Annotated in this window: 24 protein-coding genes; 6 read left to right on the top strand and 18 right to left on the bottom strand. The window is 61.4% G+C overall.

Features of this window, described 5'->3' with window-relative positions; genetic code table 11:
* Positions 1-53 precede the first annotated feature (53 nt).
* The 11 genes from C8E00_RS09810 to galB all read right to left on the bottom strand — a co-directional run bounded on the left by C8E00_RS09810 (position 54) and on the right by galB (position 9,212).
* On the bottom strand, positions 54-998 hold the full coding sequence (locus tag C8E00_RS09810; protein WP_166638295.1) for a threonine ammonia-lyase: 945 nt from the start codon (positions 996-998) through the stop codon (positions 54-56).
* Positions 989-1,537 carry a thioredoxin family protein gene (locus tag C8E00_RS09805; RefSeq protein ID WP_133697329.1) on the bottom strand — a complete coding sequence of 183 codons (549 nt, stop codon included), beginning with the start codon at positions 1,535-1,537 and terminating at the stop codon, positions 989-991. Before C8E00_RS09805 ends, C8E00_RS09810 begins: the two co-directional genes overlap by 10 nt.
* A 150-nt stretch (positions 1,538-1,687) precedes the next feature.
* A complete protein-coding gene (locus tag C8E00_RS09800; protein WP_133697328.1) occupies positions 1,688-2,854 on the bottom strand; it encodes an MFS transporter in 1,167 nt (388 codons plus the stop codon).
* A gap of 40 nt (positions 2,855-2,894) precedes the next feature.
* Positions 2,895-4,181, bottom strand: coding sequence for a gallate dioxygenase (locus C8E00_RS09795; protein ID WP_133697327.1), 1,287 nt, complete (start codon positions 4,179-4,181; stop codon positions 2,895-2,897).
* Between the two features lie 27 nt (positions 4,182-4,208).
* Positions 4,209-5,054 (bottom strand): class III extradiol dioxygenase family protein, encoded by an 846-nt coding sequence (locus C8E00_RS09790; RefSeq protein WP_133697326.1) that lies wholly within the window; start codon positions 5,052-5,054, stop codon positions 4,209-4,211.
* Entirely contained in the window at positions 5,054-5,410 is a 357-nt protein-coding gene (locus C8E00_RS09785; RefSeq protein ID WP_133697325.1) for a protocatechuate 3,4-dioxygenase, read from the bottom strand. Before C8E00_RS09785 ends, C8E00_RS09790 begins: the two co-directional genes overlap by 1 nt.
* Positions 5,411-5,469: 59 nt before the next feature.
* Positions 5,470-5,925, bottom strand: a complete 456-nt coding sequence (locus C8E00_RS09780) for a nuclear transport factor 2 family protein (protein WP_133697324.1) — start codon at positions 5,923-5,925, stop codon at positions 5,470-5,472.
* Positions 5,922-6,635: an alpha/beta fold hydrolase gene (locus C8E00_RS09775; RefSeq protein ID WP_011505635.1), complete on the bottom strand. Its 714-nt coding sequence runs from the start codon at positions 6,633-6,635 to the stop codon at positions 5,922-5,924. The genes C8E00_RS09780 and C8E00_RS09775 overlap by 4 nt, the downstream gene beginning before the upstream one ends.
* Entirely contained in the window at positions 6,632-7,744 is a 1,113-nt protein-coding gene (locus tag C8E00_RS09770) for a 4-oxalomesaconate tautomerase (protein ID WP_133697323.1), read from the bottom strand. Before C8E00_RS09770 ends, C8E00_RS09775 begins: the two co-directional genes overlap by 4 nt.
* Positions 7,741-8,475 (bottom strand): 4-carboxy-4-hydroxy-2-oxoadipate aldolase/oxaloacetate decarboxylase, encoded by a 735-nt coding sequence (locus C8E00_RS09765; protein WP_133697322.1) that lies wholly within the window; start codon positions 8,473-8,475, stop codon positions 7,741-7,743. Before C8E00_RS09765 ends, C8E00_RS09770 begins: the two co-directional genes overlap by 4 nt.
* A complete protein-coding gene (gene galB / locus C8E00_RS09760; protein WP_133697321.1) occupies positions 8,472-9,212 on the bottom strand; it encodes a 4-oxalmesaconate hydratase in 741 nt (246 codons plus the stop codon). Before galB ends, C8E00_RS09765 begins: the two co-directional genes overlap by 4 nt.
* A 199-nt stretch (positions 9,213-9,411) precedes the next feature.
* Here galB and C8E00_RS09755 point away from each other — a divergent pair, with 199 nt between their 5' ends.
* The 5 genes from C8E00_RS09755 to fdhA all read left to right on the top strand — a co-directional run bounded on the left by C8E00_RS09755 (position 9,412) and on the right by fdhA (position 14,927).
* Positions 9,412-10,674 (top strand): LysR family transcriptional regulator, encoded by a 1,263-nt coding sequence (locus C8E00_RS09755; protein WP_133697320.1) that lies wholly within the window; start codon positions 9,412-9,414, stop codon positions 10,672-10,674.
* A gap of 150 nt (positions 10,675-10,824) precedes the next feature.
* Positions 10,825-11,820, top strand: coding sequence for a TRAP transporter substrate-binding protein (locus tag C8E00_RS09750; protein WP_133697319.1), 996 nt, complete (start codon positions 10,825-10,827; stop codon positions 11,818-11,820).
* Between the two features lie 7 nt (positions 11,821-11,827).
* Positions 11,828-12,355 (top strand): TRAP transporter small permease, encoded by a 528-nt coding sequence (locus tag C8E00_RS09745; protein ID WP_133697318.1) that lies wholly within the window; start codon positions 11,828-11,830, stop codon positions 12,353-12,355.
* Positions 12,352-13,656 (top strand): TRAP transporter large permease, encoded by a 1,305-nt coding sequence (locus tag C8E00_RS09740; protein WP_133697317.1) that lies wholly within the window; start codon positions 12,352-12,354, stop codon positions 13,654-13,656. Before C8E00_RS09745 ends, C8E00_RS09740 begins: the two co-directional genes overlap by 4 nt.
* An 83-nt stretch (positions 13,657-13,739) precedes the next feature.
* On the top strand, positions 13,740-14,927 hold the full coding sequence (gene fdhA, locus C8E00_RS09735) for a formaldehyde dehydrogenase, glutathione-independent (protein ID WP_133697316.1): 1,188 nt from the start codon (positions 13,740-13,742) through the stop codon (positions 14,925-14,927).
* 138 nt (positions 14,928-15,065) lie between these two features.
* Here the strand turns inward: fdhA and C8E00_RS09730 are convergent, their stop codons facing one another.
* Positions 15,066-16,178 (bottom strand): Rieske 2Fe-2S domain-containing protein, encoded by a 1,113-nt coding sequence (locus C8E00_RS09730; protein ID WP_133697315.1) that lies wholly within the window; start codon positions 16,176-16,178, stop codon positions 15,066-15,068.
* A 29-nt stretch (positions 16,179-16,207) separates the two neighbouring features.
* Complete coding sequence (locus tag C8E00_RS09725) at positions 16,208-17,182, bottom strand: PDR/VanB family oxidoreductase (protein WP_133697314.1); 975 nt, start codon at positions 17,180-17,182, stop codon at positions 16,208-16,210.
* A gap of 138 nt (positions 17,183-17,320) precedes the next feature.
* Between C8E00_RS09725 and C8E00_RS09720 the strand changes: the two genes are divergently transcribed.
* A complete protein-coding gene (locus C8E00_RS09720; protein ID WP_166638294.1) occupies positions 17,321-18,553 on the top strand; it encodes a LysR family transcriptional regulator in 1,233 nt (410 codons plus the stop codon).
* 48 nt (positions 18,554-18,601) lie between these two features.
* Here the strand turns inward: C8E00_RS09720 and C8E00_RS09715 are convergent, their stop codons facing one another.
* From C8E00_RS09715 to C8E00_RS09695, 5 genes are all read right to left on the bottom strand, one after another.
* The gene (locus C8E00_RS09715; protein WP_133697312.1) at positions 18,602-20,206 is read right to left on the bottom strand and encodes an FAD-dependent oxidoreductase; all 1,605 of its coding nucleotides are present in this window, start codon (positions 20,204-20,206) and stop codon (positions 18,602-18,604) included.
* A complete protein-coding gene (locus C8E00_RS09710) occupies positions 20,203-21,021 on the bottom strand; it encodes an IclR family transcriptional regulator (RefSeq protein ID WP_133697311.1) in 819 nt (272 codons plus the stop codon). Before C8E00_RS09710 ends, C8E00_RS09715 begins: the two co-directional genes overlap by 4 nt.
* 3 nt (positions 21,022-21,024) lie before the next feature.
* Positions 21,025-22,935 carry a TRAP transporter permease gene (locus C8E00_RS09705; RefSeq protein WP_243833153.1) on the bottom strand — a complete coding sequence of 637 codons (1,911 nt, stop codon included), beginning with the start codon at positions 22,933-22,935 and terminating at the stop codon, positions 21,025-21,027.
* A 110-nt stretch (positions 22,936-23,045) separates the two neighbouring features.
* Entirely contained in the window at positions 23,046-23,990 is a 945-nt protein-coding gene (locus tag C8E00_RS09700; RefSeq protein WP_133697309.1) for a TAXI family TRAP transporter solute-binding subunit, read from the bottom strand.
* A gap of 375 nt (positions 23,991-24,365) precedes the next feature.
* Positions 24,366-25,334, bottom strand: a complete 969-nt coding sequence (locus C8E00_RS09695; protein ID WP_133697308.1) for a PDR/VanB family oxidoreductase — start codon at positions 25,332-25,334, stop codon at positions 24,366-24,368.
* Positions 25,335-25,361 lie beyond the last annotated feature (27 nt).

The raw sequence follows: 25,361 nt of genomic DNA, 5'->3' as shown, positions 1-25,361 counted from the left end.
AGCGAGTACGTGATGCCAGCATGTCGTTCCAGCGCGTACTGCAAAGACGCTGCTTACAAAAAGTCGGCCAGCTCATCGCGTCCCAGGTTGGCGCCGGTGACGATGATCACGACATCGCCTTGCGGTGGTAGCGTCGCCGCGCCTTCGAGCAGGGCAGCCACGCCCACGGCCGCGCCGGGCTCGGCGACCAGCTTGGTCTGGTAGAGCAAGTGGCGCATGGCGCGGTGGATGGCGTCCTCGTCCACCGCGACGAGCTCGGTGACGTGCCGGCGACTGAGCGGGTAGGTGTGCTCGCCGACGATGGCGGCGGCAAGACTCTTGGCGCAGCTTTCGACACCGTCGAGCCTGGCGGGGCCGCCCTGGGTCCAGGCATGCGCCATGCTCGCCGCTCCGCGGGGCTCCACGCCGATCAGCGAGAGCGAGGGGCGCAGCGCCGATGTCACCACGCCGATACCCCCGATCAGGCCACCGCCACCGACGGGACACAGGATCGCCTGGGCGTCCGGCGCCTGCTCGAGCACCTCGAGCCCCAGCGTGCCCTGGCCGGCGATGATGCGTTCGTTGTCATAGGGATGCACCAGCGTCAGGCCACGCTCCTCGACTCGTTCATGCATCAACGCCCAGGCCGCGTTGATGTCGCCGTGCAGGATGACCTCCGCGCCCAGCGCGCGGCTGCCGTCCACCTTGAACGGACTCGCGTTCTCGGGCATCACGATGGTCACGGGCACGTTCCTTTGCCGTGCCGCCCAGGCTAGCCCCAGGGCATGATTACCGGCGGACACGGCGCCCAGCCCGCCGGCGAGCTCCTCGTCACTCGCCGTGCGCAACCAGTTCAGCGAGCCGCGCGCCTTGAAGGAGCCGGTATGCTGAAACGACTCGGCCTTTAGCCACACGCGCCGTCCCAGCCGCTCTGACAGCGTCTGGTCGAGCAACAGCGGCGTCGCCGCGAGGGCCTCGGCGATCCGCGCCCGCGCATGCTGGACATCGCTCACTTCCATTTGATGTTGCAGCCCATGGATGGCGTCTGCTGGGCCGCCGGTGCGCGGTCGGCAAGCACTGCATCGGCGGCGGCGCGCAGGTCATCCCCGGTGACCGGCGTCTCCTTGCTGGGGCGGCTGGCATCGAACTGTCCCCGATAGGCCAGGCGATGTTCGTGATCGAACAGGAAAAAGTCCGGCGTACAGGCTGCCTCGAAGGCGCGGGCCACATCCTGGCTTTCATCCACCAGATAATCGAAGGTATAGCCGCGTGCGTCGACTTCCTCGCGCATGCGCTCAGGGCGGTCGTCCGGGTGGGTGTGAAAGTCGTTGCTGTTGATGGCGACCACCGCCAGGCCCTTGGCCTGATACTCGCGAGCGAAATCGGCGAAGGCATCCGCGATGTGCTTGACGAAGGGGCAGTGGTTGCAGATGAACGCCACCAGAACCGGGCGCCCGGCGAAATCGGCGCTGTCGACTTCCTTGCCGTCGGCATCGGGAAGCCGAAACGCCGGCAGTGGCGAGCCCAGCTCGATCATGGTGGAAGGCGTCAGTGACATGAGGGGACTCCTGTTATCGGTGCACGTCTCGCGTGGAACGTCACCCACGCCAGGCGCAGGTCATGTCCCCTCATTCTAGGCGCGGTTGGCCCCAGCATGGCAAGAATGCCTTCGCAGGCGGTCATCGCTCGCCGATTTTTCTCACGGAATCTAGTGGGGCCGGGCGGGCATCAGATTGCGTCGGGTGAGCAGAGCGATGAGCAGGAAAAGCAGGGCGGCGATGCTGAACAGAAGCGTGAGGCCGCCGAGGCCGAAGAGCAAAGCGCCGAGAAACGGCCCGCTGGCCATGCCCATGAAGCGGAAGAAGTTATAAAGCCCCACGGCGGTGGCGCGGTGGGTGACGAAGACGCGCGTCAGCAGCGCGGTCTGCGCGGGAAGCGACAGGCCCAACAGCAATCCGAATAGGAATGTTGTCGCGATGAGCAGCGTCAGCGAGTGCGTCGCCGTGACAAGAAAAGCCACGACATCGATGGCGCACAGCAAGGCAGTGATCACCAGCAGGCTTTCCGTCGAGAGGCGCTTTTGCACACGGCTACTCAGGAAGCTTCCCAGTACCAAGGCGACGGAAAGCGGTAAGAACATCAGCCCTTTCTGGGCCACCGAGAGCGTGTAGCCCTGGTCGAGGATCACCGGCAGATAGACCAGGAAATTGTAGTAAATATAGAACTGCACAAAGCCCAGAATACCGATGGTCAGCCCCTGGCGGTCACGCGCGATGCGTGCGTATTCGGCCATGTCGATCCTGCGCGCGGGGCCGGCGGGCTTGGTTTCCCGAAGCAAAGCCCAGTTGAGGGTGCCGATCAGCCCCCCGGCGATGGCCAGCGCCAAAAAGACGTAATGATAGTCGAGTTGTCCGGCGATGAAGCCCCCCGCCACTGGGCCGATGACGGGGCCGAGCGCGACCAGCATCTGGAAGGTGCCCATTGCCTTGAGGCGTTCCTCGCCTTGGAAAAGATCGCCGATGACGGTCACGGCGACCACTGACCCCGTCGCGATGCCCACGGCCTGGAACACGCGAAAGAAGAGCAATGAGGCGATGTGGTCGGCGTAGAAGCAGCCGATCGAGGCTCCGACATAGAGGGCGATGCCGGGCAGCAGCACCTTCTTGCGCCCCCAGGTGTCGGTCAGCGGACCGTAGAGGATCTGCATGAAGGCGATGATGAAGGTGAATACTGAAATGCTGGCATTGATGAGTAGCTGGCTGGTGGCCAGCGTATCCTGCAGTTCGGGAAGGATGGGAACGTAGACGGTTTGCGTAAAAGGGCCTAGAAAAGCGGCGAATGACACTGAATAAGCGATTGCCTTTTTATGAACCATCGAACGTTCCCGGGTGGTGGTGAAATAAAGCGTCAGCTTATCAAGTCTCTGCCGAGGATGCGTCGTCGGTATCTCGACGTCGAGCCACGGAGTAGGTGACCTGCTGATTGCGAGTCTTCTGGAATTCTTCCAGGCTCTCGCCGCGCATGGCGGCATAGATATGGAGATTGGAGGTGCCGATGACGGCCCCGAGTTTCTCCAGCAGGAAGAAGATGACGCCATAATGGATCATGCCCCGCCAGTCGCGCTCGCGAATCAGGCGGCGTTCCTCCTCGCTGAGTGCCGCCTCCTCGAAGAGCGCTTCGGGATCGGCGAGAAAGCGCTCGCGCCAGTCGGGCTCGATCAGCCGATGCAGGAAGCGATTGATGCGATAGCCCTTGCGGCTGCGTTCGAGCGTGAACGGGTAGGTGCCTTCCAGCGCCTCGATGCCGGCCAGTTGATGGCGGCTGTGTTGACGATAGCGCTCGCTTAGATCGATAGGGTTGGGCTGCGCCTGATTTTCGAGGATCAGGGTGGCGATCCCGGTCATCGACGGCAGGTAATAATCCTGGTGGCGCTTGATCACGGTGTGGGACAACGCGCCGCGCATGATCAGGTAGGTGATCACTTCCGAACCTTCCAGGCCGCCCAGGGTGGCGAACTCCGCCTGGGTCATCTGGGTGAGCTGTTGTGGGTCATTGACCAGCAGGTCTAGGAACTGCGCATCCCACTCCGGGTTGTTGAAGCCGGCGCGCTCGCCGTGCACCTGGTGCGAAACGCCGCCGGTGGCGACGATGGCCACGTCGAGACCGTCCGGATAGCTCTCGATGGCACGGCGCAGCGCCTGCCCCAGTTTGTAGCAACGCGCCGCGCTGGGGATCGGGAATTGCAGGACGCCCACCTGGAGGGGCACAACATCGACCGGCCAGCCATCCTCGAACGGCAGCAGCGCCGACATGGGCGAGAAAAGGCCGTGGTCGAGCGGCTTGTCCTGGAAAAACGACATGTCGAACTCATCCGCCATCAGGCTCTCGCCGATATGGCGAGACAGCGCCGCGTGCCCGCCGATGCCGGGCAGGTCGCGTGGCCCGCCGCCTTCGTCGGCGACCTCGTAATGGTCGTCGATGCCGAGTACGAAGGCGGAGTAGTGGTCGAAGAAAAACGACGTCACATGATCGTTGAAGATGTAAAAGAGTACGTCAGGGCGCTTGTCCTGCAGCCACTGCGTCATCGGCGCGAAGCTCTCGAAGATCGGTGCCCAGGCGTCTTCTTCCTGCTTCTCATGATCGACGGCGAAGCCGATGGTTGGGGTGTGGGATACGGCGAGTCCGCCGACGATGCGTGCCATTTTCGATACCTCGTTCGAGAGTGGAAGTCAGTCGCTGTTGTTGAGCGCGAGCAGGCCGATGCCGGTGGTCATCGGGGCGTAGTAGAAGCGATGCACCTCCTCGACGCGTTCGGTCATGGCACCGCGCATCACGAACCACATGATGACTTCACCACCCTCGGCGCCGGCCTCCGTCATGACCTCCTTGTGCGACAGGGCGGCAAGCTCGCGGGGTTCGTCCTGAATGCGCTGCATCCACTGCTTGTCCCACTCTTCGTTGATGTGTCCGAAACGCTCGCCATTGAGCTGGTGCGAGAGACCGCCGGTGCCGACCACCACGACGCGCGTGTCCTCGGGGTAGGCCTCGACGGCGCGCCGAATGGCCTCGCCCAGCTTGAAGCAGCGCTGGCCGGTGGGCAGAGGGTGCTGGATGACGTTGACCAGCAGCGGCACGACCTTGACCGGCCAGGCAGTGTCGTCGTGATCCCAGAGCAGGGGCATGGCGGTGAGGAAGCCATGGTCCAGGGCCATTTCCTGGCACAAGGTCAGGTCGAACTCGTCGGAGACCAGATGGTTGGCGAGATGCTCGGAAAAGGCGGCATCCCCGGGGAAGTCCGGCAGGGGGCGTTTACCGTAGCCTTCGTCTGCCACGGCGTAGCTGTCGGCGACACCCAGCGCGAAGGTGGGGTAGCAATCGAGGAAGAACTCGGTGCCGTGATCGTTGTAGACCAGGATGACGACATCGGCCTTGACCTCCTCGGCCAGCCAGCGCTTGACGGGTTCGTAACCGTCGAAGAGAGGCTGCCAGGCGGGGTCGGTCTGTTTCTGCTGGTCGTAGGCGCGCCCTATGGAGGGCACATGGGAGGAGCCGATACCGGCGACGATCTTGCCCATCAGGTTGCTCCTGGCACGTTGCGGGTGGACATGAACTGTTCGTAGCTCTCGCCACGCATCTGTGCGCCGATGGTGTAAAGCCCGTAGCCCAGGGTGGCGCCAAGCTTGAGGAAAAAGAACAGATTGCCGCCGAGCTGGGTCAGGCGCAGCCAGTCACGCTCGCGAATGGCCTGTTTCTGTTCTTCCGACAAGCCATAGCGTTCCATATAGGCTTCTTCATCGGCCTTGAAGGCCTCGCGGTTCTCGTCGAACTTGAGCGAGTTGCACATCTTGTTGATGGCATACCCTTGCCGCGAGAGCGTGAGATCGAAGACATAGGTGCCGGGAATGCCCCAGCGCTCTTGTGTATCCGACATGGCGTGTACTCCCTTTTTGTGTGGTTGCTAGATGACATGACGCATAGCGTGCCATGGCGTCAGCCATCGCGATGCATGACGAAACGTGCGTGGCGCTCCGCAAAGCGCCAGGCACCCTGATCGAGGACGCACAGGTCGTCGAATTCACCGATCATGGTGCGGCCTGCCAACGGCCAGCCGAAGTGGCCGTCCGGCGCGTATTGGGTGTCGGCGGCGAAAACTTGCACATAGGTACTGACTCGCGCGCGCTCGGCGCTTTCCACCTGGACACGGATGTTGCTGCAGAAATGCCGCGTGATGCGCTGTGCCGGGCGTGCCTGGTAGCTTGCCAGGATCGCGTCGCGCCCGGCGAGCGGTTCCTCGGGAGCGGTGGGCCGAAACAGCTGGCCGTCCGGCGTGAAAAGCGCCACGAGGCCGGCATAGTCCTGACGGTCGGTGGCGGCGGCGGCATCGAGGACCAGGCGGGTGCAGGCCTGTTCGATGGCCGCTCGGGCTTCGTGGGACAAGGCGGTCATGCGTGGTTTCTCCAGTGGTCGAGCGCCCGGGCGACGGCGGCGGGGCGCTCCATGGGACTCATGTGGCCGGCCTCCTCGATGACCTCGAGACGGCTGCCGGGAATCAGCCCCGCCATTTCCTCGTGGCGTTCCAGCGGACTCCAGGCATCCTGGCGTCCGCACAGCAGCAGGGTCGGGCAGGCGATGCCGGCCAGTTGCTCGGTGGCGTCCGGACGGGCCAGCAGCGCGTCGATCTGGGCGGCGAAGGTGTCGGGATCCTTGCGCTCGATCATCGCCAGAATCGCCTCGACGAGTGTTTCGTCGTCGAGGCGTTCGGGGTGCACCATGCCTTGCAGCCAGGTGCCGCCCATCGCGCGCATCCCGTCCTGGCGGGCCTTGGCCAGCAGCGCGTGACGGTTTTCGCGTTCGCGCTGGCCCGCTTCTCCCGCCGCCCGACCGCGGAAGCCGGTATCCAGCAGCGCCAGGCCCGCGAGACGCTGCGGTGCGCGTCGCTGGATCTCGAGGGCGACGCGGCCGCCCATGGAATGGCCCACCGCGATGAAGCGCTCGGGCGCGTCTTGCAAGGCAATGTCGGCCATGGCACCGATGGAATCGGCCATGCCGTAGTCGGGCGTGGGCAGTGTGGGGGCGACGAGATGTTCGCGCACCTCGGTCCAGACGGCGTCGTCGCACAGCAGGCCCGGCAGCGGCAATAGCGGGACGGATGTCATGAAGCGGCTCCGTTGGAGTGGGCCGCGGTGTCGCCATTCCAGACGGCACGCGGCACATGCAAGTGGCCTTCGAAGAGCAGTCGGGCGGTGCGCAGCAGTCCCGCGCGGACGATCTCGCCGTCCGCGTCACGGGTCAGCTCGACGGTGAACTCGCCGGTCGGGTGCTCGATCGACAGGCGCTGTGTCGGTCCCTCGTTCAGCACCGCCAGCCCCTCGGCCACGGTGCCCGGTACCAGGCAGCCGCTGGCCACGCTGACCGCGCCGAGTACGCCGATGGCGTCGTGGCAGCGATGTGGAATGAACGAGCGCGTGGCGAGGCTGCCGCCATGCCGAGGCGCGGCGACGAGGGTCATCTTGGGGACGGTGCGTTCGCTGACGTCACCCAGATTCATGCACGGCCCCACCGCCAGGCGAATGCGTTCGAGGCGTTCCCGCAGCGCGGTATTGGCCTCCAGGTCAGCGCAGCTTTCGTGGCCGCTGACGCCGAGATCCTCGGCACGCAGCAGGACCACCGGCATGCCGTTATCGAGACAGGTCACGTCGATGCCCTCGACGGTATCGCGGGGCTGGCCGGTGGGCAGCAGGGCGCCACAGCTCGAGCCGGCGGTATCCTGGAATTCGACGATCAAGGGGGCGGCACTGCCCGGCACGCCGGAAATCTGGGCGTCGCCGGCGTATTCGACGCTCCCGCCAGGCGTCGGGACATGGATGATCGCCACCTGGCCGGTGTTGACCATGTGCACGCGTACCGGCGTCGTGCCGTCGCATGCCGTCACCCAACCGCGCTCGATGGCGAAGGGGCCGACGCCGGCGAGGATGTTGCCGCAGTTCTGGCCATAGTCGACGCGTGGGGCATCAACGACGACCTGGGCGAACAGGTAGTCCACATCCACGTCGTCGCGAGTCGGGCGGTCGACGATCGCGACCTTGCTGGTCAGCGAGGTCGCCCCGCCCAGGCCATCGATCTGACGCGCATCCGGTGAGCCCATCGCGGCGAGCAACACCGCATCGCGCCGGGCGGCGTCGCGGGGAAGGTCCTCGGCGAGGAAGTACAGCCCCTTCGAGGTGCCGCCGCGCATCTGCAGACACGGGATGCGCGTCTGGCTCATGACGAGGACTCCATGGCACGCGCCAGCGCCTGCGGATCGTCGTAATAGGTCAGTCCCTTGTCGGCGAGGCGCTGGCGCATGTCGTAGATGTCGAGGCCCAGTTCGCCATTGGCCAGGCGCACGCGCTTGTCTTCCTCGGCGGTGGCGCGCTTGCGACTGGCGGTGACCACGCTGTCGGCTTCGTCACGACGCACCACGACCACCCCGTCGTCGTCGGCGATGACGATATCGCCGGGATTGATCCACTGGCCGGCGCAGACGACGGGAATGTTTACCGAGCCCAGGGTCTCCTTGACGGTGCCCTGGGCATGCACGGCGCGCGACCAGACGGCGAAGCCCATGTCGCGCAGGGTGCGCGTGTCACGCACGCCGCCGTCGAGGACCAGGCCGCGCACGCCACGGGCCTGCAGCGAGGTGGCCAGCAGGTCACCGAAATAGCCGTCGATACAGGGCGAGCGCGTGGCCACCACGAGGATGTCGCCGGGCTGGCACTGCTCCACGGCGACGTGGAACATCCAGTTGTCGCCGGGCGAGACCAGCACGGTCACCGCCGAGCCGCTGATGCCGCGATCCTGCTGAATGGGGCGGATCGCGGGGTCGAGCAGTCCCTTGCGGCCCTGGGCTTCATGCACGGTGGCGACGCCCTCTTCGCCGAGGGCATCGATGTGTTCGCGCTTGGCCCGGGGAATGTCGCGTACGACGATGCCGGGGGTTTCCAGAGAGGTCGTCATGCCAGATTCTCCGTGACGCGGGGGAAGATGCTTTGATAGCCCTCGGCATACTGGATGTTCTTCTGCGCGGTGATGCCGATGTTGCGCTTGGCCTGCACGCCGCGTTGCAGGGCGACGCGGGTATAGTATTCCCACAGGTGTTCCTGCCCGGCCATGCACTGAATCGCGCGGTACTTGTCGTCCCATACCTCGGTGATGTCGAGCAGTACGTCGGGACGCCACTGGCATTGCTCCGGCTGGTGCGGCTCGAAGCAATAGACGGGCGGGGCACCGACGATGGTCTCGCCGGGATTGTGGCCCTCGGCCTGCGCGATGATGCGGGCTTCCTGGGCGAGATCGGTGGCGAGCGGGTGATCGTAGTTGTAGGGATCCTTGAGCGAATGCGTGAGCACGAACTCGGGCTGCACACGGCGATAGACATCGACGAGTCGGAATAGCGTGTCCTTGTCGGCGCGCATGGGATAATCGCCGATATCGAAGAATTCGACCGTGGCGCCCAGGGCTGCGGCGGCCGCTTCGGCTTCCTCGCGGCGGGCCGCCTTGACCTTTGCCTCGCTCATGTTCCCCTGGCGCCACAACTTGGCGGATTCGCCCCGCTCGCCGAACGACAGGCAGACGATATGCATGGCATAGCCCTGCCGGGCATGCAGGGCAATGGCGCCGCCCGCCCGCCATACGAAATCCGCCGAATGTGCGCTGACCACCAGGCCAGCGGGAGAAGAAGACGCGACAGTCATGGGCCAGAACCTACCGTTGAAGACGATGGTTTTATCCTGTCAGCTTGCCTGAAACACGAATAATGTTTTTCGCCAGCGTCAACATGCGTTTTGCTTATGCGGCAGGTGCATTAGGTGCTTGGCATGCGCCCTTTATGGCATATCGCGCGACGACGACGTGCGGCATGCTAGGCAGCGATTCATGTCGAAGGGGTCGGCCATGACCGAACTGCATCGCGAGGCATTCGAGTACGCACCCAACATGCGGCGCTTGCGCGCGGTCATCGCGGTGGCCGAGGCGGGCAGCGTGATGCGGGCGGCCGAGACGCTTCATCTATCGCAACCCGCCGTGACGCGGGCGGTACGCGACCTGGAAAAGGAACTCGGCCTGGCGCTGTTCGAGCGCCATCGCAGCGGCATGTTATGCACCACGGCGGGGAAGATAGTCCTGCATCGCTTCCGGCGTGCCTTGCAGCAATTGATCGAAGCCGAGACCGCGCTGGCACGTCTGCACCCCGAGGGCAATTTCGAGCGCCTCCCGCAACGCTTGTCGCATCGTCAGTTGACGGTGCTGGTGGCCGTCGCCGACCTGCATAACGAGCCCCTGGCGGCCAAACGCCTGGGATTGACCCAGCCGGCGGTCAGCGGCAATCTGCGCGACCTGGAACGCCTGCTGGGCGTGTCGCTCTTCCTGCGCACGCAACGCGGCATGCTGGCGACGGATGGCGGCGCGGTGTTGATTCGTCATTTCAAGGTGGCGCTGCGAGAGCTGTCCCTGGTCAGCGACGATCTTTCCGCCTGGCAGGGCGAAGTGCGTGGGCGGGTAGTGATCGGCACCTTGCCACTCTCCAGCTCGCTATTGGTACCACATGCCGTGGATGCCTTGTTGCGTGAGTTGCCGGGGTTGAACGTGACGATTATCGAGGGGACCTACGATGCGTTGTTCGAATCGTTGCGTCATGGCGAGATCGATATCCTTATCGGAGCGCTACGCCAAGCGGGGACCAGCGAAGACACCCACCAACAGCGCCTTTTCCATGATCGCCTCGCCGTCGCGGCGCGCCACGACCACCCTTTAATGCAACATGCCTCGTTGCAACTGTGTGATCTGCTCGATGCACAGTGGATCGCGCCGCGACAAGGTACGCCAGCGCGGGTGAGCTTCGAGCAGGAGTTCCGCAGCGCTGGCCTGACGACACCCTCGGTGGTAGTGGAGTCCGGCAATCTCAGTACGATTCGTACCCTACTGCTGGATAGCGATCGCGTGACCCTGGTGTCGCCCCATCAGGTGTTCTTCGAGGTGCAAAGCGGCCAGCTGGCGCTGCTGCCCATCAAACTGACGGGCACTCTACGCCCGATCGGCATCACCACGCGTGCCGATGATTCCCCGACCCAGGCTTTGAAGGTGCTCAAAGACATCTTGCTGGCGCTGGGTGAGCGCATGGCCGATCCTACCTCGCTTATTCGCACGTGTACGGGATAGCAAAAACGTATACCCAAGCACGTGATTTGAATTTGTTGCGGTGACTGAGAGCCGAGTACGGTGCTTCCAGGCTCCGTTTCTTTATGTGCTTTTGTGCGAAGACGGAGAGAAAATAAAACTAAAGTTTAATAAAAGTCGGGAGACGCCGGAATGAAAACGTTAAAAAACCGCACCCTGCTAACACTGACGGCTGGCGTGGCGATGGCTCTCAGTGCAGGTGCCAATGCCGTTGAGACCTTGAAGCTTGCTCACTTCGTCGCGCCGGCGCATGTCGTCAATAGCGCCATCGTTTATCCCCTGAAGGAAGGGGTTGAAGAACAAACGAATGGTGAATTGAAAATCAACGTCTATCCAGGCGGTGAGTTGGGTTCGGGCCCCAAGGAGCAGTATCCGCGAGTGCTACAGGGCGTGGCGGATATCGTCTGGGGGATTCCAGGGTATACCTCGTCACAATTCAAGAAGTCGATGGTCGTGGAAATGCCGGGGGCGATTCCAGAAGGAATGCATGGTTATGAGATGCTCTGGAATGCCTATGATGAGCATCTAAAAAGTGAATTTCCTGGCACTAAGCCTTTGGCACTTTGGACCAGCGAGCCCAGCATTTTCATAATGAAAGATAAAGAAATCCATAATCCGGCAGATCTCGAGGGATTAAAGATTCGTGTTTCGGGAGAAATGACGGCAGCATTGATCGATGCCTATGGCGGCACGCCCGTGCAAATGCCTGCCGGCGAGGTTTATAACGCGCTGCAAACCGGTCTCATCGATGGCTTGGTCACCGGCGCGAGTGCCGTGAACGATTTCAAGCTCGATGAAGTGGCCAACGTATATTCGGTGGGTGCGCCACTGGGCCATATCATGTTTTATCTAGCCATGAATCAGAAGAAATACGCCAGCCTTTCCCCTGAGTTCCAGCAGGCTATCGATGACAATAGCGGAATGAAGCTATCACGTAGCGGGGAACAAGGCTGGAATGAACGTGCCAATGAAACGCTCAAGGCATTGCGTGAGGATCCCGACAATACGGTGATCGAACTCAGCGATAAAGAAATTGCAAAGTTCGAGGCCATCGCCGATACCTTCCGCAAGCAGCGTTTGGCGGATAAGGGGACTGAGGACGTGCTAAACGCCATGCGTGGGGAGTGAACCGCCTATGAGTCACTTTCTCACGCAGGTGACCCGGACACTGGATAGGTTTGTGAATCTTTCCAGTGTCGTCGGTACTCTTGCCCTGATTTTCGCGGTTCTAGTGACTGTGGTAGACGTCACAGGGCGCTTTTTTGGTGCTCCTCTGACAGGGGGGCAGGATCTATCGCAAATGACCATGGTCATCATTGTGTTCGGCGGTATGGCGCTTTGCGATCAGCAGGGCGGCAACATCGCTGTGGATATCTTCGAGAATAAGTTTCCCGCGCGAATGAATTATTGGCTGGATATCGCGGGCTGGGTGCTGGGGTGTGCCATCTTCACGGCGATTGGCTACACGATGCTCGGTGCGGCGGAAATGTCGAAATTACTCAACTTGAGTACCAACATCATTGGCATACCCAAGGCGCCATTCCAATACATCGTGGCGTTTTTTGCCTTCTTGACGGCACTTTCCATCCTGACGCGTATCGTCAAAACGTTATTGACCCCCTCCTATAGCCGCGCGGCTCCGCAAAAGGAAGAGGATTTATGAGTACCGAGCTGGTGGGTGCCTTGGGCATCTTGGTGCTATTTGCGCTTTTGGTACTGCGAATCCCCGTGGCCTTTGCAATATTCGTCGTCGGGTTCGGCGGCATTGCCTTGCTCGATAGTCTCAACTCAGCGTTGAGCTTGTTGGCCAGTGAAACCTTTACCATCGTCTCGAATGCTGAGTTGATCGTCATTCCCTTGTTCATATTGATGGGTAATATCGCCACCGAGTCAGGGATGAGCCGCAAGCTTTATGACGCGGCTTATGCGCTCATCGGTTCCGTACGCGGTGGCCTGGCGTCAGCCACGGTGGTGGGGTGCGCGGGATTTGCCGCGTTATGCGGCTCTTCCGTGGCCTCGGCGTTGACCATGGGCCGTGTCTCGCTCAGCGAAATGGAGCGCTTTAATTACAGTGCCAAGCTCTCGACGGGGGCGGTGGCTGCGGGGGGGACGTTGGGGATTCTCATTCCGCCCTCGACCGGCTTCGTGATCTACGCCATCTTGACGCAGCAGTCCATTGGACGCCTGTTTCTGGCGGGCGTGTTACCGGGGATCATGCTGTGTTTGCTATTTGTCATCTTGATCATGGTGTTGGCCACTATCAAGCCGACGCTGGCGCCCTCCGGACCCAAGACGTCTTGGCGAGAGAAGCAACAAGGGCTTCTAGGCGCGACACCGATCTTGATCATCATTTTGCTGACGATCGGCGGTATCTATTCGGGGATCTTCTCGCCGGTGGAAGCTGCTGCGGTGGGTGCCGGGCTGACGATCCTCTTCGGTGCCGCCATGCGCAAGCTGACGCTGGCGTCTTTCTGGCGGGCAGCACAAAGTTCGATCACCACGACGGCGACCGTGATGCTGATTCTGATCGCCGCGCATATGCTCAACCCCTTTCTGGCCTTGAGCCATATCCCCCAAGCGCTGGGTGATTTCTTGATAGGCTTGGATATCGGGCCGTATGGGGTCCTGCTCATAATCCTGGCCTGCTACCTGGTGTTGGGATGCTTCCTGGAAGGGTTCGCGATGCTGGTGCTGACCATGCCGATCTTCTTCCCGGTGATTACCCAGTTGGGGTTCGATCCCATCTGGTTCGGCGTGTTGGTGGTGCTGACACTGGAAATGGGACTGATCAGTCCGCCAGTGGGCGTGAACGTCTTCATCGTCAAGTCCGTGGCGCCCAACGTGCCGCTGCGCGACATCTTCAAGGGCGTCATGCCGTTCTGGCTGGTGATGATCGCGGCCATCGGACTGCTGATCGTGTTCCCTGAAATCGTGCTGTTTCTTCCCGATACGATGATGGACTAGGTGCCATGCGTCAGGTGGGCGCCGGTCCCGCTATGCCGATACCGGGGGCGGTATCGGCCCATTCTCAGCAAGAGAGGTCGAAGATGGCTAACAATCGTGGTGTCGTCTATACCGGGCCCGGCAAGGTCGAGGTTCAAGACATTGCTTACCCCAGGATGCAAGCGCCGAGTGGCAAGGCCATTGAGCATGGCGTGATCCTCAATGTGGTCTCCACCAATATCTGCGGTTCCGACCAGCACATGGTACGTGGCCGCACGACGGCGCCAGCGGGCATGGTGCTGGGCCACGAAATCACCGGCGAGGTCATCGAGAAGGGCAAGGACGTCGAGTTCCTCGATATCGGCGACCTGGTCTCGGTGCCATTTAACGTTGCGTGTGGCCGCTGTCGCACCTGCAAAGAAGGGCATACCGGGCTGTGTCTGCACGTCAACGACGAGCGTGCCGGCGGGGCGTACGGCTACGTCGACATGGGCGGCTGGGTCGGTGGCCAGGCGCACTATGTCATGGTGCCATATGCCGACTTCAACTTGCTTAAGTTCCCGGATCGCGACCAGGCGATGGACAGGATCCGCGACCTGACGATGTTGAGCGATATCCTGCCGACCGGCTTCCATGGTGCCTTGAATGCCAAGGTGGGCCCGGGCTCGACGGTCTATGTCGCGGGGGCCGGCCCGGTGGGGCTTGCCGCGGCGGCATCGGCGCACCTGCTGGGGGCCGCGGTGGTCATGATCGGAGACTTCAACCAGCAGCGTCTGGAGCATGCCCGCAAGATGGGCTTCGAGCCCATCGACTTGAACCGTCACGATCGCCTGGGCGAGATGATCGCTGCCGTGGTGGGCGAGCCGAAGGTCGACAGTGCCATCGACGCCGTCGGCTTCGAAGCGGTGGGCCATGGCGGCAAGGAGCAACCGGCGGTGGTGCTCAACCAGATGATGGAGGTCACTCGCGAGGCCGGCTCGATCGGCATTCCGGGTCTTTATGTCACTGAAGATCCCGGCGCCACCGAGAAAGCGGCCCAGAGTGGCAATCTCAGCCTGCGCTTCGGCCTGGGCTGGGCCAAGGGACATTCCTTCCACACCGGGCAGACGCCGGTGGTGCAGTACAACCGCCAGTTGATGCAGGCGATTCTGCACGGACGACTTAATATCGCCGAGATCGTCAATGCTCAGGTCATTTCCCTGGAAGACGCGCCGCAAGGTTATCAGCAATTCGATTCCGGTGTGGCCAGCAAGTTCGTGCTGGACCCGCATGGGCTATTGGGCGCGGCATGAGCAAATGAAGGTATCAACTTGAGGCGTAAAATAGGGAAAGGTGTGTCAAGATGAGGTAATAATGAAGCCGGGCCATGATTGCCCGGCTTCATTATTGATGAACAAAGTATGCCAGCAATGCATGTCGATGATCGGCCATTACCCCCGCTCAGACATCGCCAGGCGATGCATGATTCGCCTAGCCATCAAACCAGGCTTGTCGGGCGCGAAACTCAACTCGAATTGCTGGGCTTCTTTGTCGGTCAGCACGACGTCCATGATCCATTCCAGCGCTTCGACGTCCTCATAGTACGCTTGCGTACTCGCATCACGCATGAAGTCATCGATGTCGGTATCGTCAAGTCGGTAATCGCGCGAATTGAACCACCAGTAGTGGATGGAATGGTTGGATTCGGGCGTGAAGCAATGCGTTATGTAATAGCCATATACCGAGGGCTTACTTGGCTCCGGATAGTTATCGAAGATCTGGGCGTGAGCAGTATGCACAGCAGGTGAGACGAAACGTGCCTCGGAGGTGCGGTCCACGTTCTTGTGCATGATATCGGCCGGTTTGCCGTAAATGCCCGGGGGCGGCGCGTTGTCTAGACGGCGATTGATCATCACCTGATTGCCCTCGGTGGCGGCACTCATGCTGGCCCGCGCGTACTCAGGCGTCCCCACCGTGCCTGGATGCAAGAAGGGGAAGTGGGTCTGATCGATGAGATTTTCATGCATCGACACATAGTCGGTTTTGATATGAAAGCCACCGGTCACGCTGCCCCACTCAGGAGAAGCAAGCCAGGGCAGTTCGGGGATCAATGCTTCGTCGGCCAGGTTGGGATCTCCCATCCAGATCCAGGTCAATGGGCCGCGGTCGGCAATGGGATAGGTTTGGACACAGGCGTTGGCGGGTACATGAGAGACCGCGGGCAGATGCGCGCATAGCCCGTCGGGTTCGAACTCCATGCCGTGATAACCGCACACCAGCCGGTCGCCCTCCACCCGGCCTTTCACTAGGGGAAAGGCACGGTGCGGACAGCGATTATGCATGGCTACCGGCTGGCCGCTTTGGGTGCGGTACATGACCACATCCGTGTCGAGAAGGCGGCGTGAGATAGGCTGACGGCCCACCTCATCGCGCCGCGCACACACATACCAGCAGTTACGAATCAGGGGCGTGGCATGATTGGCGAATTGGCCACCTTCTTCCATGGGCATGGCGTCGAAAATGGCTTCGTCGTTGAGCGGTATCGCTTGGCTAGCGTGGATCATGGCAGTTAGCTCCTTTATTTTTTTATCTTTCAGATATCGAGTGCAATCGATCCCGAACGCGGACGAGAGCAGCACAAGGCGATTTGCCGATTGCTCCGTTTCTGATCGGGGGTGAGAAAGCGATCGCGATGGTCGATGTCAGTATCGACGCTGCTGACCGGGGTGATGCACAGGCCACACTCTCCGCGGCGGCAGTCCGAAAAGGTCTCGGCACCGGCCGCTTCGAGTGCTTCCAACAAGGTATGGCCGGGTGAGACGGGAATCTGCGTACCGCTTCGGGTCTGCACCGTAACGGCATGGTCCTCGGCCTTGTGGGCGGCATTGAATATCTCGTGACGCACGCGTTCCGGCGCCCATCCCAATCGTTGCGCTGCTTGGCGGGTGCCGTCGATCAATGCCGGCGGGCCGCACACATAGGCGGTGGTATTGGTGGGCTGCTGAGCGAGCAATGCGTCGAGATCGGGCCTACCTCCGAGCGCCGTGGCGTCATGCACGGTGACGGCGTCACCCCCCAGCGCCTCGGCTTCCTCGACATAGGCCATGGCCTCACGGCTGCGCCCGACATAGAGCATGTGGACATCGCGTCGGCGCATCACGCAGGAGCGCAGCATGGGGAGGATTGCGGTAATGCCGATACCGCCGGCGATAAGCAAAGCAGGGCCATCATCGGAAGTCAGCCGAAAGGGGCTGAGCGCGGGAGATATCAGTACGTTAGTGCCCGCTCTGAAATGCCGATGAATGTAATCGGATCCCCGGCGGCGGTTTTCACGTTGCACGGCAATACGCCAGAAAGGCTCATGAGTGCTGGTGAGATCGAGCGGGCCGATAAGCGAGTAATGACGCAAGAATCGGCCGTCGTTTCCGCCAAAGCGTAGCTCGACATGCGCACCTGCTCGGGACGCCGGCAAGGGTGAGTCGTCGGCTAAGCCCAGAGTGATTTCACTTATATGATCGGTCAGCTCGCGTCGCTTGAGCACCACCGCCGGTTTATATTTGTCAGGCATGCTGTCTCCTCACTTGGTTGCCAAGATAGTCAGGTCTTTCTGAAGTTAGGTGAAAGCGTCACGGCCGTCTCATGCGAAGGTGAAATAGCGCTTTGCGTTTTTGATATAGTGAAAAACCAGCCGCCAGGAGGCACGAGAATGTCGCACGATGAGGTGTCACCCCGTCTTTCCATCCGTGAGGTGCGTGCCATTCTGGCCGTCGCCGAGCAACGGGGTTTTTCGCGGGCCGCAAAGGCGCTCAATATCAGCCAAAGCAGCCTTTCGCGAACCATTCATCGTGCCGAATCGACGTTGTCCATAAGCTTGTTTCAACGCGGTTGGAGTGGGGCGGAACCGACGCCCGAGGGCGAGGTCGTGCGTCAACATTGTGCTCGCCTAGTGGCGGAGCTGAGGCGTGAGCGTGAGGCACTACTCGGCGCTGGGGTGACCACTTTGCCCCTGCCTTTCGATGTGACGTGGGCTGACCTTGATTGCGTATCGGCTGTGGTTCAGACGGGTAAGGCCACTGTGGCGGCCGGTGTGCTCGGTACCTCTCAGTCGCATGTCAGTCGTACGCTGGGTGCCTTGTCCGTGAGGCTGGGAGTTTCGTTGTTTCAACGTACGGGCGGCGGCCTGCGGGCCGAGCCCGTGGCGGAAAGATTGTCGGCGTTACGCAATCGACTGCGTGCCCTGATGCTACCGCTCAATGAACGGCTCGATCGGCTGGCCGGCGAGGTGACTGGACGCGTGGCGGTAGGGATGACCCCGTTCTGTGAACAGGAAAGAATCACTCAGGTCTTCGGCGAATTGCTGGTGGCGTATCCTCAATTGCATTTATCTGCGTTGACCGGTAGCTATGTGATGCTCACGGATGCGCTGCGCCGTGGCGAAATCGATCTAGTCGTCGGCTTGTTACGCGAGTTTGGCGAAGACGATGAGTTAGTCGAAGTACCGCTTTCCGAAGAAGAAATCACGGTGCTGGCGCGCTCGGATCATCCTTGTGCCCGACAATTCGTATCGATGGAAGACTTGGCACTTCAGACTTGGATCGTGGCGCCGACGGGGACACCGATACGTACCTATTTCGAGTCTCTTTTCCTGGACATCGGACAAACGCCCCCCGTTCAGCCATGTGAAATCGTGACGTTTCATTTGGCCGAAAACATGGTGCGCGAAAGTCAGAGCCTGGCGTTATTGCTCTACTCACCGCGCAAAGTCAGGGCGCTGCCGGAGGGACTGGTTCGTGTGCCGGTGACGTTGCCGGACAATCGTCGCCGGATTGGTATCACCTACCGGCGTAGCGGAGGGTTGAATTTCGCTCAAAAGAAGTTCGCCGACGGCTTGGCACAGCGGTTCGCGGTTGATAGCGTTAATGGAGACGGCGCGAACTAGAGCATGACAGGGAAGCCGAAGGGATTCCCTATCGCCTACTCGCTATTTTCAGGCGCCGATCGCTAACTTCAGTATGTCGTTTGCATCGAGGTCACTAGGTATCGTGTCGCCGGCCCAGGCCACGAACTGATCGGGACGCACGAGTATGAGCGATGCGCCGTAGTCGGCCGTTTCATCTTCCTCTCCCGGGGCAGCGCTTTCGATGACCGTCAAGGGAATATGCAACCGGGCCGCGTCCTCGGCAAAACGTGCCGCGGCGCTGGCCTGTCCGAGTGCGATCAGCGAGAACCCCGAGCCGAGTCGATCATGGGTTGTGCCTCCCTCGGGAAGCGCCCGCGGCGCGAGGTGATACCCCGGCTGGGCGATGAAACTATGCGCACCCTTCGCGCTGGCGGTGCCGTCCCGCGAGCCGGCCACGACGCGAGAGCCACGGTAGTTGGGTTGGAAATCACCGACTTCATTGACCGCGCCACGTGCGCGGGCGGACCAGACGGCCTCGAATTCGGCAAGGTCTGTGGTTGGATCGTAGGTTGCCAAGAAGTCGCGGTCGGTCTCGATGGACTTCTCGATGAAGTCCTTCGCCGTGGACCAGAAGACCGGCCGACGTTCGGCATCGTAGGAGGCCAGCAGCTCGGGGCCACCCCAGCCTTTGAGACGCGCGGTGAGTTTCCAGCCAAGATTGCGGGCGTCCTCGAAGCCGGTGTTGATGCCGTAACCGCCATAGGGCGGGTGATTATGCGCGGCGTCCCCGGCGATGAAGGTGCGTTCACTGCCGTAACTGTCGGCGATGGCGACGCGACAATCCCAGAACCCACGATGGCGGATATGCATGTCGATGGATTGGCCGACAGCGCGTTCGACGTACCCTTGGAAGTCGAAGGTCTCGGGGTCTGCGTCGTCGGGAACGGGCGCATGGAAGAAGAACTCGCCTTCCAGGTCGACGCGACCGAAGAACAGCCAGTAACCCTGAAGGTCCGGATGCAGGACATTGAAAAAGCTCTTGCCGGGATGCTTGTCCAACAGGGCGCGATGCAGCGTATCGGACTGAAACACGAGTAGGACCATCAAGCGGTCGTGGTCGAATACGATCTGCGTCAGTCCGACGGATTCGCGTACCACCGACCGGCTACCATCCGCCCCGACGACATAAGCGGCGCGGAACGTCGCCTTCGTACCGTCGGTGCGGTCGTGAACCGTGACGGTCACGCCTTCCGCATCCTCTCGAACTTCACGCACTTCCCGCCGGGTCAGCAGCGTCACGCTGTCCAGAGAGGCCGCCCGGGCGCGCAGGACTTCCTCGGTGGCGTACTGAGGCAACCGCTCGTTGTCGGCGCCGTAATAGGAGTGAACGAGTTCGCGCTTCATCCAGTCGTAGTGATAGTCACCCAGCAGCGTGCCATAGCTGGTCAATCCGCCAATACCGAAGTTGGCCGGCACGGTGCGGGCCGCGCGCAGTTCGGATTCGGCGCCCCAGGCACGAAAATGTTCCATCGTCCGTTGCGTCAGGTTCTGTCCCTTGGGGACTCGCTGCGGCGACGGATGTTTTTCGATCACCAGAACGTCGATGCCGCGCTGGCCCAGCTCGATTGCCAGCCCCATTCCGACGGGGCCGCCCCCTGAAATGATGACATCCGCATCTTGTTGGTTTTTCATCGGTTTTTAACTTCCTCTTGTGGGGGGAGGTGGGTGTGGTCCGCGCCGGTATGACGGGACTGTCGCAGCGTCCCGGTGATGTTGTTGGCGGCGGTGGGCACTGCCTGTGTGATTAGGGTGCGCAACTCATGAGGACAGTCTTCCTGTCGCATGGTCATGCAGAGCGCACCGGCGGGCTCCGCGGCTTCGTCGAAAATCGGCGAAGCGACGCCGACCACACCGGGAGTGACCTCGCCGAACGCGATGGCGTAGCCGTTCCGGCGAACCGTGCGCAGCGCCGAGATCTGCTCGTCGATATAGGCTTTGCGGGCGTCTTCGGGACCTTCGGGGGCGAAGGACTCAATGATCTTGCGCGCCTTGCGAGATTGCAGATGGGCGAGGATCGTGCGTGCAATGGCTCCCCGGTTCATGGGCATGACGCGACCACGCGGGTAGCTGCTGAGCGGGGCCTCAAGCGATGTTTCCGAGTGCATGCAGAGAAGTCGGTTGCGGTACCAGCGCACGAGAAAAGCGGTACAGGCGTACTGCTCGGTCAGTCGCTCGACGACGGGACGCCCGATACCGACAAGGCGGTCGGATAACCGAAGGAGATGATCCATCTCAACGACCTTGGGCCCGAGCGTGTAGATGCCATGCCCATTAGAGGCAAGCATGCCGGAATCGGTGAGGACCTTGAGATAGCGGTAGAGCGTTGGACGTGGATAACCGAGCACGGTCATCATGTCGTCCGACGACCATTCCGGACGTGTTTCGGTAAAAATGTCGAGGATCGACATCAGCCGTGTGAGGCTTGAAGAGGCGCTTCCTTCGGCCACCAATCAACTCCTTCCAGATAGACTCGGGATTAACCGAGTACGAAATATGAGAACCACGCCTGCGAAGATGGCGAGCAGGTTGACCAGATGTCCACCCCAACCCAGCGAAAACGGTAAGATTCCCGCCAACGCAATCGTGCCTAAAAGGATGCGCTCCACGATGCCCAAGTGCCGGGTGAGATAACCGTAGATGGCGCCGGTCGCGAACCAGACTCCAATCAGGGCGCCGGTGAGTTGCCACATGACGTCAGCGGGTTCGGCCTGCATGACCAGCCCCGGCTCGAACACCATGACGAAGGGGATCAGATAAGCCACCCAGCCCATGCGGAACGCTTGCCAGCCGGTTTTCATCGCTTCGGCGCCGGCCATGGTCGCGGCGGTGAAACTCGCCAAGGCGACAGGGGGTGTGATCATCGACAGCATGCCGAAGTAGAGCAGGAACATGTGCGCGGCGATGGGCTCGATCCCGGCACGCACGAGGGCGGGGCCGATCAGGCTGGCCAGAAGCACGTAGACCCCAACGGTGGGCATCCCCATGCCCAGCACGACACTGACAAGTGCTGCGATAAGCAGAAGTAACATCAGGCTACCTTCCGCCATCGCCACTAGGTTCAGTGTCAGGGAAAACGCAAGGCCCGAGATGTTAAGGACACCGATGACCATCCCAGCGGCTGCCGCGATGATGACGATCTCGATCATGCCCTTGCCCGCGTCGGGAAATGCGCGCAGCAGGTCGCCTAGGCGGCTGCGCTTCCCGCGGTAGGGCAGGAACAACGCCAGAAGGGCCAATGCCAGCGCGGCCGCCAGTGCGGCAAGTTCCGGGCGCCAGTTTAGTCCGAATAAGCCACAGATGAGAATCACGAAGGGGGCGACGAACTGCCAACCGTCCGCTAATACTTGCCGAAGTGGGCGAATTTCCACGTCCTCGGGCAGAGACATGCCGTTCGCGGCGGCGTGGGCATCGATGTAGAAGAAGATCGCCAGATAATAGAGCAAGGAGGGGATTACTGCCGCCAGGATCACCGTGGCGAAAGAAATCTGCAGGAACTCCGCCATCAGGAATGCAGCCGCCCCCATGATCGGCGGCGCAAGCTGCCCCCCGGTGGAAGAAAGTGCCTCGATCGCGGCGGCCATGTGGGGTTTGTAGCCTGCTCGGCGCATCAGCGGCAGGGTGACGCCGCCCGAGGCCGCGACATTGGCGACCGCGCTGCCCGAGACGCTGCCAAAGAGAAAAGACGAGACCACCGCAATCTTGGCCGCCCCGCCTCGCGAGCGTCCCACCAAAGCCAGGGCCAAGTCGTTGAAGAACGCGCTACCGCCGGAACTGACGAGGAGTTGGCCCAGAAATATGAACGAAAAGACCATGCTGGCCGTGACCATTAGTGGCAAGCCGATCAGGCCGTTGGTATCCATGACCACATAGATCGCGAGCCTGTCCCACAGAATCTGTCGCGTCATCTCGAAGGGCAGCAGGTAACCGACGAGGCCATAGGCTAGAAACAGGGACACGATGACGGTCAGTCCCGGTCCGGTTAGCCGGCGTACGGCCTCGATCGTCAGCAAGCCGATGACCAGGCTGACGGTCAGGCCGTCCACGGGCCGATAGACCAATTCGTTGACGATCGTCGGGTAGCTCAGGGCGATATAGCCAGCGGCACAAAAGCCTGCCAGCGCCATGAGCGGGTCGAGGAAACGTAGCCGTCCGGTGAAGCGGGGAGCCACGAGGAAGGTCATGCCGAGCGCGAAGGCTAGGATCGAGGCCAGATACTGTTCGGTATAGAGGCTGAGCCCCAGCATCTGTGGGACGTCGAGCGCTTGAAGAATGGCACAGAGGGTCATGATCGTGGCCAGCGTCGCCGTCAGCAGGCCATAGGGAGTGGATCGTCTAGGGGTGCCTGGAGACGAGAGGGTCATGGCGGTCATCCATCAATCAGATAGTGGCGAAAGCCGAACGGCGTGCTGCGGCCGCGGAAATGGGTGAGCCTCCCACGGGCCCGTTGCTGCGCCCGTGGGGGTCGTGCCCTTTAGTTTTTGCTATTCAGTACGCTGAGCGCGCCGGGGTGGTAGGGCACGCCGATATCGACATACATGGCGTCGGGATCCATGTCCTGGAACGCGCCGAAGGAGTCGACAAGTGCCTGCTTGTTGTCGCGCAGGATCGTGACGATACGCGCCACTTGTTCATCAGGGACGTGGGTTCCTACAACTAGCATGTAGTCATAGGCCATCATGGGCATGGGATTATCGATACCCGTCAGGCCTTCGCGCGGCTCGAGGGTATCCACGTAGGCTTGTGGGATGACGCTCTGAAGACGCTTTTCCGCCTCGTCACTTTCAGGCAAGGGAAGGAAGTGAATGCCACCCGCAGAGGCGTCAGCTTCCGTTACCTTACCGGACCCTGCGGCGAAGAAGGCTCCATCAGCTTGGCCAGTTAGGAAAGCGTTCACCCCTCGCACGATATTAGGCACCATGACTTGCTCGATATCGGACGGCTCGAGGCCGCCAGCGGCAAGTATCGCGTCCAACACGCGGTTCATCGTGGCTTGACTGGTGAAGCCATAGGTGACGGAATGCCCAGCCAGATCCGCAACCGTCTGTATATCGCTATCGTCGCGCACGAAGATCCCCACCCTAAACGGATAGAGACGCGCGGCCGGTGCAATATTCTTTAGAGCGTGTCCTTCGAAGTAACCCTGGCCAGAGACCGCGTCGCTGACCTCGATGGCATTGGCAATGCCGAGGTCGAGCTCCCCCATGTCGATCAGAGGCAGATAGGCACTGGTGCCTGCACTAGGCTGCACCAGGGCGTCTATGCCGTTGTCCGATAGCACGCGTGCAATCGCGGCGCCCATGGAATACCCGCTGGTACCCTGGCCCATCGTGCCGATGCCGAGTTGCTGTGCCTGTGTCGCCGAAGCGAACAAAAGAAGCACCGCAAAAGCGACAGTTTTTGTTTTGAGATGGTTCATGTTGACTCCTAAGACCTTCGCGAACGGCTTTGTTGTCATGCTAGGGAACTGGAGTATGTAATAATCTCGTATTTTGAGATATTATCCCTTTGTTTATGCGACCAAGCGGTAATGTTTCAGGGCGGGAAGGCATTCGGACGCGGCCATCCGGCCGCAGTCATCGCATGGTCGCGACACCATCCGGCGCGTGCCGGCGGGTCTGCCGCTCCAAGGGCCGGGAAGGGCGTCGTCGCGTGTACCCGGAATGGTAACGCGTACACAGCGGTTCGCACCGCGGCCATGTCGCTCGCGGGGCATTGTGCAGGAAACGCGTGAGAATGGCGGCGTCCCGGGGCCGGTCATCGGGCACCGCCAGTTGGGATGGATAGGTGACTCTTACAAATCCAGCACCAGCGTCTTGCTCTTGGCGCGAGAGCAGCATGGCGTGAACTGGTCGTTGGCGGCGTGTTCATCGTCATCGAGGTAGAGGTCGCGATGATCCGGCTCTCCCTCTAGAACGCGCGTCAGGCAGGTACCGCAGACACCCTGTTCGCACGACACCATGATTTCGACGCCGTTTTCGCTCAGCACCTCGTAGACGCTCTTGTCCTTGGGGACCGGGAACGTCGCGCCGCTGCTGGCAATTTTCACGTCGAAGCTTTCGTCGTCCTCGGAGGTCGTCTCCACGCCACTGAAATACTCGGTATGCAATTGTGACGACGGCCAGCCCTGCGCCTTGCAGGTCGACATGACGTGATCGATGAAGCCGCCCGGGCCGCAGACATAGATATGCGTCTCGTCGTTCGGCTCACCCGCGACGGTGGCCACATCCAGCTTGCCGGCCTCGGGCGCATCGTCGTAATAAAAATGCACATGATCAGCGTAAGCGGATTGCTCAAGGCGGTCGACGAAGGCCATGCGTTCGCGCGAGCGTGAACAGTAATGCATATCGAACTGTGCTTGCGTGTGCGCCAGACGTTCGGCCATGCACAGGATCGGCGTGACGCCGATGCCGCCGGCGAACAGGACCGAGCGCTTGGCGGGTTCTAGAGGAAAGTGGTTCTTGGGGGCGCTGATCTGCAGCAGATCGCCCTCCTCGATCTCATCGTGCATGGCGACCGAGCCGCCACGAGAGCTGGGCTCGCGCAGGACGGCGATGAAGTAGCGATCACGTTCTTCCGGATGACCGCACAGCGAGTATTGGCGAATCACGCCTTCCTTGACGCGTACATCGATGTGCGCGCCGGCACTGAAGGCGGGCAGGGGGCGCCCGTGAGGATCGGACAGCTCGTAACTGACGATATCCTCGGCTTCCTGGCATTTCTGGGTGACTCTGACGAACAGAGACAGCGTACTATCGTTCATGGGATGACCTACTGCCGGGGGAACGGC

The organism is Chromohalobacter marismortui (assembly GCF_004364315.1).
Lineage (GTDB): Bacteria > Pseudomonadota > Gammaproteobacteria > Pseudomonadales > Halomonadaceae > Chromohalobacter > Chromohalobacter marismortui.
This window is presented reverse-complemented; position numbering and strand designations above follow the sequence as displayed.